The sequence below is a fragment of the Treponema saccharophilum DSM 2985 genome, from assembly GCF_000255555.1.
Taxonomy (GTDB): domain Bacteria; phylum Spirochaetota; class Spirochaetia; order Treponematales; family Treponemataceae; genus Treponema_D; species Treponema_D saccharophilum.
This window is the reverse complement of the sequence record NZ_AGRW01000039.1, coordinates 25,081-37,256: the sequence shown is the minus strand read 5'-3', so window position 1 is coordinate 37,256 and position 12,176 is coordinate 25,081. Positions and strand designations below refer to the sequence as shown.

Sequence of the window (12,176 nt, the reverse complement as noted above, 5' to 3'; positions counted from 1 at the left end):
TTATTTGCCGACTTTTTTTGCCCTGAAAAATGCGTTTTTTGATGCATAATTAAAAATTTTTGCTTGACAAATGAAAAATTCAGTTTACATTTTGAAATATATAGCATTTTTAAGTGTTACAAATGCACTAAAAAAAGGAGGAGCTATGAAAAAATGTGTGGCTGGGCTTCTGCTCGCGGCGGGAGCTTTTTCGGCACAGAACGCGGTTGCCGAGACGAAGTTTATGATGGACATGGGGCTCAAACTTCCGTTTGCGGCCGCTGACATCGTGTCGAGGAATTCCGGGACGAGCACCGAGCTCGGCAAGGTCGTCAAATGGGGAGACGCTTCGGAGGATTTCCGCTTCAAGCTTGAGCGCGACAACCGCGCGGGGCTGGAGCTGAACTTCAAGCCGAAGTTTTCGCAGGAAGGCGGCGTCATCCATTCCATGGATTTGGACACTTATTTCGGCTGGTTCAAGCCCACGGAATCCACGAAAATCGTCGCGGGAACGGCTGACGAGCGGCACTGGTTCAGGGGCGGGGAGGAGCGCCTCGTCGATAAATTCGGCGAGATTGCGGTTGTCGACTGCCATGCCGACAACGAGCTTGGCGTCTATTACGGCCTCGTTACTGACCCCGTGAAAATTCTTTCGTTCACAAAAAGCGATTTGGGCCACGAGGCTGGCTCGGTCCGCTGGGACCGCTCGTACGGCTGGTCCTCGTCTCAGCTCGGCAACGGTGTCGAGGGGCAGGGCACGAACGTTCAGTTCCAGTATTCGCAAGGCGACACCGGGCTTTTTGCGACGGCTGTCCTCGTCGGGAACTACAAGCCTGGCAGCGACAAGACGAAGACCATCGAATGGACGAACAGCAGCTGGGGCAAGGATGATGCCGACAACTCTGTTTCCTGGGTTCCCGAGCCGCAGTTCCGCGTTGGATACGGATTCAGAAGCGGAAGCGTTGAGCTTGTCTACAAGTCCCCGCACTTCGGAAACAATGTCGTCGCGGCGTTCTACCAGCCGCGCCTTCTTCGCGACAGGCTTTTGGGAACGGTCGGCGTGACGTTCGCGAACGATTTTGCCGACGGCTCCGCGAAATTCGGCGGCCGCGCGAACGAATTCACCGCGCTTGCGTTCGATGCCCGCGTTCAGTACAAAATCAGCGAGAAGCTCCGCGCTAAGCTGTTCCTCAACTACTCGCAGGTCCTTCCCGGAGATAAGAACGAGACGAACGACAAGAGCAAGCAGTTCGGCGAAAGCGTCTATCACTACAAGAACTACAAGGGCGAGACTGTCGGCAACAAGGTCGAGAACGGCTTCTACGCTGTCAGCTCAATCGGCTACACGCTTCCCGTCGGAACGGTGAACCTTGACGGCGGTCTTTACTGGCGCGATTTGGACAACAACGACGGGTTTGAGCTTGGCGAGAATTTCCTGTCCGTGAAGGGAAGCTGGACGTGGTGGATTATGAACGGGGTCGGCCTGTCTGTCGGCGGCGCCTGGTACCACAGAATCAACACGGGCGACTACGGAAAGAAAATCAACGGCACGGCGTACGACGGAATCAAGGACGAAATCACGCTCGGCTCGTACTTCATCATCAAGCTCGGTCTGTAAGGAGAAATCAAATGAAAAAGTCAAAGAAAGCATTGTTCGGCGCGCTTGCTGTTGCGGCGGCGGTAGGTTTCGTTTCCTGCTATACGGGTTCCGAGTACGAGGAGCCGAGTTCCAACCAATCGCAGGAAAATTCTCCTGACGAAAACGGCGCGGCGGATTCCGACCTGTTCAAGAACATCACGATGAAGAAGATTGAGTCCGGCTCGTTCAAGTTCGGCGACGACACAGAGACGGTCGGCGCGTTCTACATGGCGGCAACGGAGACGACCCAGAAGTTGTACAAGGAAATCATGGGAAGCCACGAATGTTCTGTGGAAGGCGACAATCTGCCTGTAGACAAGGTGAGGTTCTACGAAGCTCTCGTGTTCTGCAACGAGCTGAGCAAAAAAGAGGGGCTTGAGCCTGTGTACAAGAAGGGAGGTGAGCCGGACGCGAGCAAGTGGGGCGATGTCCCGACTTCAAACGATGCGGACTGGAACGCGATAACCGAGGATTCGGACGCAAACGGCTTCAGGCTCCCGCACAAGGACGAATGGGTGTTTGCGGCGCTGGGAACAAATGCGAGCCAGGACAGCGGAGACTACGGCAATTACTACTCGGGCTGCATCGGAAGCGACAGCTTGAGCGAATATGCTTGGGCGGGCGAGAGTTCGGCCCAAATCCACGAGGTCGCGCAGAAAAAGCCGAACTCGAACGGTCTTTACGACATGAGCGGAAACGCTTGGGAGCTGTGCTGGGATACGGCGGGCGACGGCAAGCGCGTCCGCATCGGCGGCGACTCTAAAGACTGCATCCCGCTTTCCGCGGCTTGGGACTATCCTAACGACGGGGACTGGGGGCAGGTCGGCTTCCGTGTCGTGTGTGCGGCTCCTGCGAACTGAAATCGTGAAGGATAGGATGCCGGGGAATTTTGCCTGCGTTTTTCAAATGGCAAAGCCGTCGTGTCGGTAATTGTCAAATTTTGCGAAAAATGTAATAAAGCGCACTGAAAAATGCACAAATTTTCTTGACAAATGCAAAAACTGGTTTTACACTATTTTCAAGTTTGTAAAACCAGTTTTGCAAACGCACAAAAGGAGGCACATATGAAATCAAAGACGCTGTCTTATGTACGGGACCATTGGCAGCTTTATATTATCTTTCTTCTGCCGGCTCTCGCGCTGACAATCGTCTTCCGCTACGTTCCGATGGGCGGAATTTTGATTGCCTTTCAGGATTACAATCCGATTCGCGGGCTTCTGGCGAGCCGCTGGGTCGGCATGAAGCATTTTGCGCGTTTTCTTTCGTCGCCGGATTTCCTTTCATACCTTGCGAACACGCTGAAGCTGAGCGTCTACGGGCTTCTCTGGGGATTTCCCGTTCCGATTATCCTCGCGCTCCTTCTCAACCGCGTGCAGAGCCCGTCAATAAAGCGGAACGTGCAGCTTGTGCTTTACCTTCCGAATTTCATTTCGGTCATCGTTGTCTGCGGTATCGTTCGGATAATGCTTTCCGTTACGGGACCGGTGAACAACTTCTTCGGAAGCCAAGTCAACTTCATGGCGGCTCCGGAGGCGTTCCGCTCCATCTACATTGCCAGCGGAATCTGGCAGGGCGCCGGCTGGGCTTCGATTATGTACACTGCGGCGCTCGCGAACGTGAACCAGGAGACGCGCGAGGCGGCAATCCTCGACGGCGCGAACATTTTGCAGGAAATCCGCGTCGTCGAGTGGCCGGCGATAAAGAGCATCGCGTTGATTCAGTTCATCCTTCAGGCGGGAAACATAATGAGCATCGGCTTCGAGAAGGCGTATGCCCTCCAGACCGACCTGAACCTTCCCGCCGCGGAAATCATCGCGACATACGTGTACAAGAAGGGTCTTCTTGACGGCGACTACAGCTTCTCGACGGCTGTCGGCCTTTTCAACACGGTCGTGAACGTAATCATGCTTCTCGTCGTGAACAAGACTGTCTCGAAGATGAACGAGGGACAGGGATTGTAAGGAGGCTGAGAAATGAAAAAGAATCATCTTATAAAACTGACTGTTTTTGACAGGGCGATAATCAGATGCGGATATGGCGTCCTCGCGCTTTTCGTTGTCGCGATTATCGTGCCGGTCCTTTACATAATCGTGGCATCGTTCATCGATCCCGTCACGCTTCAGAACAAGGGCGTGTCCTTCGATTTCAGCAAGTGGACGCTCACCGCGTATGAGCGCGTCCTCTCCAACAAGGCGATTTGGACGGGATTCTGGAACGCCATCCTCTATTCGGTCGTGTTCACGCTCATTTCGGTGTTCATCACGCTTCTCGCCGCATATCCGATGTCGCGCCCGGATTTCAAGGGACGCAAATTCTTCAACGTGCTTTTCGTGATTACGATGTTTTTCGGCGGCGGTCTTATCCCGACATACCTGCTCATCAGCAATATGGGGATGATAAACACAATCTGGGCGGTCGTCCTTCCGGGCGCGTTCAGCGTGTGGAACATGATAATAGCGCGCACCTATTACAAGGGCGTTCCCAAGGAATTGCAGGAGGCGGCGTTCGTTGACGGGGCGAGCGAGGTGACGTACTACTTCCGGATTCTGCTTCCCGTCTGCACTCCGCTGATTATGGTGCTCGCGTTGTGGCAGTTCGTCGGAATGTGGAACAGCTACTTTGACGCGATGATTTACCTGAACGACGCGGCGAAGCAGCCTCTTCAGCTCGTTCTCCGCTCAATCCTGATTCAGAACCAGCCCGAGTCCGGCATGATTTCCGACATGCAGAGCACGGCGGCTCGCGCTCAGCTTGCGGAGCTTCTGAAGTACGCGACAATCATCGTTTCGAGCTTCCCGCTCCTGGCGATGTATCCGTTCTTCCAGAAGTATTTCAACAAAGGAATCCTGATCGGCTCTATAAAGGGCTGATTGCAAGATAAAAAAGGGGGAAAAATGAAAAAAAATCAGAAAATCGCTTTCGCCGCATTGGCGATTGCTCTCGGCGGCAGCCTTTTTGTGGGGTGCAAGGACAAGAACGTGTCCTTGAACAGCGGTGAGGTTCAGAAAGTCGACATCGCGTCGCTTTCGTTCCCGCTCAAGGAAAAGGCTGTCATCTCGGGACTGACGAGCTTCCCGGCGAATACGGAGTCCGACCCGAACAACAGGACGATTTTCCGCCGCCTGCAGGAAAAGACGAACGTGGAGGTCAAATGGACCGCAATCCAGAGCGACCAGTGGAACGACAAAATCACGCTGGCGATGGCGAATCCGAAAACGCTCGCCGATTTTGTCTTCAACGCGAGCTTCAACGATTCGAGCCTCCTGAAGTACGCCGACCAGGGAATCATCATCCCGCTTGAGGGGTACATCGACTCGTACATGCCCAACCTGAAGAAAGTGTTCGACAAATATCCCGAATACCGCGCGATGTGCACCGACACGAACGGCCACATCTGGGGCTTGCCGTGGATTGAGCAGCTCGGAAGCGGCAAGGAGGCGATTCAGGTAATCGACAACATGAGCTTCATCAACAAGAAATGGCTCGACTTCCTCGGACTTGATGTCCCGAAAACGGTGGAGGAATTCGAGAACGTCCTCCTTGCGTTCAAGGCGAACGCGGAAAAGATTCAGCGGAAATTCAGCATCGACGGAAGCATAATCCCGATGTCGTTCATCATGAACGACGGCGGCCAGGATCCTTACGTTCTTATAAACGGCTTCGGCGAGGGATACGGGGACGCCGACAAGGGGCGCCACATCGCGGTCACTGACGAGCGCAAGGTCATCTGCAGCGCGACGCAGGAAGGATTCAAGAAAGGAACGCAGTGGCTCCACAAGCTGTACGAGCAGGGGCTGATTGACCCCGAGGCCTTCACGCAGGAGTGGTCAACATATGTGTCGAAAGGAAAATCAGGACGATACGGCGTGTGCTTCAGCTGGGATGTCGCGAACATCGCGAACCTCGCCGACTGGGTTCCGCTTCCCGTTCTCAAGGCGGACGTAAAGAACCTTACCGCGCAGAACGGTTCGTTCACGAGCGGATTCGATCGCGGCCGCTGCGTTGTCACTGCCGTCGCGAAGAATCCGGCGCTCGTCTGCGCCTGGCTGGACCAGATGTACGATCCCTTCCAGTCTCCGCAGAACAACTGGGGAACGTACGGAGAGGACGACGAATTCGACATCTTCGTTATGGGTACGAACAAGGATGGGAAGGCGATGCTCAAGCACGCGCCGCTCGGAACTGCGTCTCCCGTCGAGGTGCGCGAGGCTGAGAGCGTGAACGGTCCGCTTGCGATTCTCGACGAGTACTACGGCGTTTACGTGACATGCCCGGACGACGCGAAATACCGCCTCGACTGGATAAAGGATTACTTCACGCCCGACGTGAACGAGAAATATGTCTATCCGAACGTGTTCATGACGCGCGAGGACACCGAGGAGGTCTCCAATATCCAGGCGGACGTATCCAAGGCAATCAACACGGCAAAATCCGACTGGGTGATGAACGGATTCACCGAGCAGGATTGGGACAATTTCAACAAGAAGCTTGAGTCTTACAAACTCGAAAAGCTTATTTCGATTTTCCAGAAATATCTGGACTCATACTATGCAAGTATGGGCAACTAAGGTTTTGTTATAGAGGAATTTTATGAGCGATTTGTTGCAGAAGGCACGGAATCACGAGGCAAGGGCGGCTGCTTCTATCGATGCAGGCGCAAGACCTGCGTTCCACCTCACTCCGTATTGTGGCTGGATGAATGACCCGAACGGATTTTCATACTACGGCGGAAAGTACCATCTGTTCTACCAGTACAATCCGTACGACATTCACTGGAACACAATGCACTGGGGGCACGCGGTCAGCTCCAACCTCCTGCATTGGAAGTACCTCCCTGCTGCTCTTGCTCCTGACGAAGCGTATGACTGCAACGGTTGCTTTTCCGGGAACGCGATTGAGCTTGATGACGGGCGCCATCTTCTTGTTTATACCGGCGTGAAACAGGAAAAAATGGAGGATGGCAAAATCCGTGACATTCAGGTTCAGTGCGTTGCCGTTGGCGACGGGGAAAACTACGAGAAATACGAGAAGAACCCCGTCATTGGCTCTTCGAAACTTCCCGAAGGCGCGAGCCGCTCTGATTTTCGCGATCCGAAAATCTGGCGGCTTTCCGACGGAAGGTTTTGCTGCGCCCTTGCGAACAGGGCGCCGGACGGAAGCGGGCAGATCCTCCTTTATACAAGCGGGGACGGATTTGACTGGGATTTCTGGAGCGTTTTGGATGCAAACGAAAACCGCTTCGGAAAAATGTGGGAATGCCCGGACTTTTTCAGGCTCGGGGACAAATTCGTTCTCCTTGTAAGCCCGCAGGACATGGTTTGCGGGGGCGAGTACAAAAACGGAAACGGAACGGTCTGCCTTATCGGGGATTTCGACGAGAAGACGGGAAAATTCGTCGAATGCTCGGATCAGACGGTCGATTCCGGAATCGATTTTTACGCCCCTCAAACAGTCCTTTCTCCGGACGGCAGGCGGATAATGATTGGATGGATGCAGAACTGGGACACATGCCCGATTCGCGAGGAAGGCTCCCCCTGGGCGGGGCAGATGAGCGTTCCTCGCGAGCTTTTCATCAGAAACGGGCGTCTCTTTCAGAAACCCGCAAAGGAATTCGATGAGCTGCGCGGAAAATCCGTCTCCTACAAGGACGTGAGCTTGTCTTCTGTGCCGACGACGCTTGCGGATGTGTCAGGCCGCGTCCTCGATATGGAAGTCACGCTCCGCCCCGGCGCGGACTGCAACGTGTGCTCCGTAAAAGTCGCCGAAAGCGGGGATTTTTACACTGAAATCATCTACCGCGTGCGGGAGCGCACCCTCACTGTTGACCGCCGCCATTCGGGAAGCCGCAGGGCTTTGCTCCACGCGATGGAATGCAAGATTCTTTGCGCGTCGAGCGAGCTTCCCCTGAGAATCGTGCTCGACAAAAACAGCGTTGAGGTTTTCATGAACGGCGGAGAGCAGGCGATGACGACGGCAATCTATACTCCGCTGGACGCTGACGGAATCTCGTTCAGTGCCGACGGAAGCGCATCCGCCGATGTGGAGAAATTCTCGCTGAAAATGTGACGTGCCGGTTTCATCCGGTGCTTTTGCCGCAAGGGTTGTCCAATACGTTCGGGCAGCCCTTTTTTTCGTTTCCCGCAAATTTTTCTCGCGAATCACTTCGGCTTCTCCTTGTGCGGCGGGGTCTTTGTGCGTTTTTTTTCTTCGCCGCCACAGGAATTTTATGACGGCCTTGCGCGCTCTTATTGTTGAATAGAGGTTTTCAATTATGTATAATTATTGAAAAACGTCGATAATGTTTTGCATATTTATGCATATTTTGCATAAATCGGGTGTGCGTTACGTGTTGCCCTTTTGCGGAACAGAGAGAAACCGGAGGTACTAAAAATGTCTGACAACGAGAGTTTATTCATCGGGCGGCTGTCAATGCTTGCTGAGCGCAACGACCCAATCGACCAAAACCTTTACCAGAAATTCGACGTCAAGCGCGGTCTCCGAAATTCGAACGGAACCGGAGTTCTCGTCGGGTTGACGAGCGTCGGCGATGTCGTCGGTTACGAGATGCAGGACGGTCAGAAGGTTGCCATCCCTGGAAGGCTCATTTACCGCGGATACAACGTAGAGGATTTGATTCGCGACGCAGAGAAGACTAACCAGTTCGCCTACGAGCAGTGCGTCTACCTCCTTCTTTTCGGCGAGCTTCCGACACACGAGGCTCTGGACAATTTCCGCACGCTCCTCGGCGCGAAGCGGAACCTTCCCGACAACTTCACGGAAGACATGATTATGAAGGCGCCTTCGAGCGACATCATGAACAAGCTTGCCCGCGGCGTCCTCGCGTCCTATTCATACGATGCGAACCCCGAGGACAGGAGCATTTCGAACATACTCCGCCAGTGCATCGAGCTTGTCTCCCGCTTCTCGACGCTCGCGGCATACGCATACCAGGCAAAAAGGCGGTTCTACGACGGAAAGTCGATGTACATACACAACCCGCTCCCCGAGCTTTCCACGGCGGAGAATTTCCTTCGCCTCATTCGGAACGACAAATCGTATACGGACGAGGAGGCGAAGCTTCTCGACCTCGTGCTTATCCTCCACGCGGAGCACGGCGGCGGAAACAACTCGTCTTTCACCGTGCACGTCGTTTCCTCGTCTGATACCGACACGTATTCGGCGATGGCTGCGGCTGTCGGCTCCCTCAAGGGTCGGCGTCACGGCGGCGCGAACATCCAGGTCATGGAGATGATGGACGACGTGAAGGCGAACGTGAAGGACTGGTCGAACGAGAACGAGGTCCGCGAGTATCTCCGGAAAATCGTCAACAAGGAGGCGTTCAACCGCACGGGGCTGATTTACGGCCTCGGGCACGCCGTCTACACGGTGAACGACCCGCGCGCGTCCCTCCTTCGCGACAAGGCGGCGCATCTTGCCGAGGTGAAGGGGCTGAACGAGGAATTCGAGCTGTACAAGACGATAGAGAGAATCGGCCCGGAAGTTCTTTACGAGAAGAAGGGCGACGCGAAACGCATTTGCGCCAACGTCGACTTGTATTCCGGCTTCGTGTATTCGATGCTCGGGATTCCGCGAGAGCTTTTCACGCCGCTGTTTGCGGTGAGCCGAATCGCCGGATGGAGCGCGCACCGAATCGAGGAGATTGTCGCCGGCGGAAGAATCTACCGCCCCGGATACAAAAGCATATGCCAGGAGCGCACGTACGTTCCTATTGACGAGAGATAATCCCGTCCCGCGCCCGCGAGAACAGTCCGCGGGCGTTTTTTTTGCGCGCTGATTTTTTCTGCCGCGCGCGGGACATTCCCGATTGCGGCGAATCGTGGTAATCTCGTCGCCATGGCTAACGATTGTGAAAGAATAGACAAGATACTCTCGCACCACGGCTTCGGCTCGCGGAAGGACGTCAAGAAGCTCATGCGCGGCGGCTTCGTCGTCGTCAACGGAAAGGCGGCGTTCGACCCGGGAATGCAGATTCGGATAGGCTCCGACACGGTTCTCGTTGACGGCGTGGAGATAAAATTGCAGCGCGACGTCTACATCATGATGAACAAATGCCGCGACGTCGTGTGCGCGAACAGGGACGGCGAGCACCGGACCGTTTTCGATTTGCTCGACGACTCCGTCCGCCACAAATTCCTAGGCGGCGACCTCCACTGCATGGGGCGGCTCGACATCGACACGGAGGGGCTTCTCATAATCACCACCGACGGCGCGCTGACCCACCGGCTTCTCGCCCCGAAGACGCATGTTCCCAAAACGTACGCCGTCGCCCTCCGCGATTCCCTCGACGAAAGCGGGAAGGCCGCCTATGTTGAGAAATTCGCGCGCGGGTTTTTCGTCGACAGGGAGGGGAACGAGGACGGGTTCGACGCGCTTCCCGCCGAGCTTGAATTCGCCGATTTCGAGATGGAGAATTCGTCCGAGAAAGCCGACTGCCTTCTCACGATTTACGAGGGGAAATTCCATCAGGTGAAGCGGATGTTCGCGCAGCTCGGAAACGAGGTCGTCTACCTCAAGCGCGTCGCGATGGGCGCGCTCAAGCTCGACGCGTCGATTCCGCTCGGCTCGTACCGCGAGTTGTCCGAGCGCGAGGTTTCCGTCCTCCGCGGCGACGATTCCGACTGAAAAAACGCCCCGTCCTGATTTTTCCTTCGTCATCCCGAACCCGTTTCGGAATCTCAATCGGCGGGATGCTGAAACGAATTCTGCATGGCAAAACCCGAATCAACCGTTTTTTCAGGCTTAAGCAAAAAAAAATCCCCGCCGGAAAATCCTCCGGCGGGGAAAATCCTTCGCTATTTCTTGAGCTGCTCGCGGATTGCGCCGAGAAGCTCCGAGTATTCCGTGAACGTGGGGAGGTCGGGGTAGTCCGCCTTTATCTTGTCGGTCGTGCGGAAAAGGAAGCCGGCCTTGCTCGCCTGAATCATAGCGAGGTCGTTGTAGCTGTCGCCCGACGCGATTGTCTCGAATCCTATCGACTGGAGAGCGCGCACCGTGGTGAGCTTCGACTTCTCGCATCTCATCTTGTGGCTTGTGATGAATCCGTCCTTGTCGACTTCGAGCGAGTTGCAGAAAATCGTCGGCTGCCCGAGCTTTTTCATCAGCGGTGCGGCGAACTGCTCGAACGTGTCGGATATGATGACGGTCTGGCATTCGCTCCTCAGCGCGTCCATGAATTCCTTCGCGCCGGGAAGCGGGTCGATTTTCGCGATTGTGTTCTGGATGTCGCGGAGCGTCAGCTTGTGCTCGCGGAGGATTCCGATTCTCCACTTCATCAGCTTGTCGTAATCCGGCTCGTCGCGGGTGGTTCTCCGAAGCTCGGGAATTCCCGACTCCTCGGCGAATGCAATCCAAATCTCGGGCACAAGAACGCCCTCCAAATCCAAGCACGTTATGTACATTTTTCTCTCCATATGGATAAAAATCGCGGGAACATCAGATTCCGCCCCCGTCAGCCAGCAATTCTACCCGTTTGTTATGATTTTTTGAACAGTGTGCGCGAAAAGATGCTGTATGATTTTTTTGACAGTATTGTTTTTTATACACCTTTTTTTTGCGAAATTTATTGAAAGATGCTTAAGATGCGTTAAAATTCGACATTTTTTCTAAAAAATGGACTTCATTTTGTATGTTGGCACGGAAAATGCATGTAACTATTCATAACATATTTGATAAGAGCGAAAAAAAATGGAGTTGAAAATGAACGAAGAAATCGAAATCTACAAGTCTTATATAAAGGAAATCCAGAAGTACGCGCTTCTCGGCGTCAAGGAAGAAGAGGAGCTTTCGCGCAGAATCGAGGCGGGCGACCAGGCTGCGTTCAGGAGGCTGGTGAACTGCAACCTCCGCCTTGTCGTCAGCGTCGCGCGGAAATTCAGCGTGTCGCACAAATTCTCCGTGATGGATCTCATCCAGGAAGGCAACCTCGGGCTTATGAGCGCGGCGCGCAAGTACCATTATTCGTTCAACACGCGCTTCTCAACGTACGCGTACACGTGGATTTTCCAGTACATGCTGCGGTTCGTGCACAACAAAACTTCCATAATCGACATACCGCACCGGAAGGAGGAGATGCTCCGCCAGATTTCCTCGCTGCAGGCTGCGTTCAACCAGAAAAACGGGCGCGACGCGAACGTCGACGAGCTTGCGTCGATGCTCGGACTCGGGCGCGATGAGGTCGCCGATGCGCTTGCGTGCTCGTATTCGTTCTCCAGCCTCGACGCGGAATGCCTTGAGGACGGGCACGAGACGGTCGGCGAGCTGATTCCCGACATGACATACAATCCTGAGGAGATGTACCTCAGCAAGGAGATGCAGGGCAATGTCGCGGATATGCTGAACGTCCTCCCCGAAAAGGAGAGGCTCGTCATATACGGCAGGTACAATTTCGCGCACCGCCAGCATCCTTCGACGCTCCGCGAGCTCAGCACGAGTCTCGGCGTGTCGACTGAAACAGTAAGACAGATGGAAATGCGGGCCGTAAAGAAACTTCGCATGGCTTGCGCCGTCTGAGTTTTTTCCATTTTTTTCTTCCTCTCGG

General features: G+C 54.5%; 10 protein-coding genes. 9 read left to right on the top strand and 1 reads right to left on the bottom strand.

The window, feature by feature from the left end:
• The first annotated feature begins 145 nt into the window (after positions 1–145).
• The 8 genes from TRESADRAFT_RS03950 (at position 146) to TRESADRAFT_RS03915 (ending at position 10,261) form a co-directional block, all read left to right on the top strand.
• Positions 146–1,597 carry a hypothetical protein gene (locus TRESADRAFT_RS03950; RefSeq protein ID WP_002703122.1) on the top strand — a complete coding sequence of 484 codons (1,452 nt, stop codon included), beginning with the start codon at positions 146–148 and terminating at the stop codon, positions 1,595–1,597.
• 11 nt (positions 1,598–1,608) lie between these two features.
• Positions 1,609–2,478, top strand: a complete 870-nt coding sequence (locus TRESADRAFT_RS03945) for a formylglycine-generating enzyme family protein (protein WP_002703120.1) — start codon at positions 1,609–1,611, stop codon at positions 2,476–2,478.
• 204 nt (positions 2,479–2,682) lie between these two features.
• Positions 2,683–3,579, top strand: a complete 897-nt coding sequence (locus tag TRESADRAFT_RS03940; protein WP_002703118.1) for an ABC transporter permease — start codon at positions 2,683–2,685, stop codon at positions 3,577–3,579.
• 12 nt (positions 3,580–3,591) lie between these two features.
• Complete coding sequence (locus TRESADRAFT_RS03935) at positions 3,592–4,488, top strand: carbohydrate ABC transporter permease (RefSeq protein ID WP_002703116.1); 897 nt, start codon at positions 3,592–3,594, stop codon at positions 4,486–4,488.
• 24 nt (positions 4,489–4,512) lie between these two features.
• Entirely contained in the window at positions 4,513–6,186 is a 1,674-nt protein-coding gene (locus TRESADRAFT_RS03930; protein ID WP_002703114.1) for an extracellular solute-binding protein, read from the top strand.
• Between the two features lie 22 nt (positions 6,187–6,208).
• Positions 6,209–7,684, top strand: coding sequence for a glycoside hydrolase family 32 protein (locus TRESADRAFT_RS03925; protein WP_002703112.1), 1,476 nt, complete (start codon positions 6,209–6,211; stop codon positions 7,682–7,684).
• 324 nt (positions 7,685–8,008) lie between these two features.
• Positions 8,009–9,361 carry a citrate/2-methylcitrate synthase gene (locus TRESADRAFT_RS03920; RefSeq protein ID WP_002703110.1) on the top strand — a complete coding sequence of 451 codons (1,353 nt, stop codon included), beginning with the start codon at positions 8,009–8,011 and terminating at the stop codon, positions 9,359–9,361.
• Positions 9,362–9,472: 111 nt separating this feature from the next.
• Positions 9,473–10,261, top strand: coding sequence for a pseudouridine synthase (locus tag TRESADRAFT_RS03915; RefSeq protein WP_002703108.1), 789 nt, complete (start codon positions 9,473–9,475; stop codon positions 10,259–10,261).
• 170 nt (positions 10,262–10,431) lie between these two features.
• On the opposite strand, the gene thrH is transcribed toward TRESADRAFT_RS03915, so the two are convergent.
• Positions 10,432–11,037 carry a bifunctional phosphoserine phosphatase/homoserine phosphotransferase ThrH gene (thrH, locus tag TRESADRAFT_RS03910; RefSeq protein ID WP_002703106.1) on the bottom strand — a complete coding sequence of 202 codons (606 nt, stop codon included), beginning with the start codon at positions 11,035–11,037 and terminating at the stop codon, positions 10,432–10,434.
• Between the two features lie 298 nt (positions 11,038–11,335).
• Here thrH and TRESADRAFT_RS03905 point away from each other — a divergent pair, with 298 nt between their 5' ends.
• Positions 11,336–12,148 carry a sigma-70 family RNA polymerase sigma factor gene (locus TRESADRAFT_RS03905; RefSeq protein ID WP_002703104.1) on the top strand — a complete coding sequence of 271 codons (813 nt, stop codon included), beginning with the start codon at positions 11,336–11,338 and terminating at the stop codon, positions 12,146–12,148.
• Positions 12,149–12,176 lie beyond the last annotated feature (28 nt).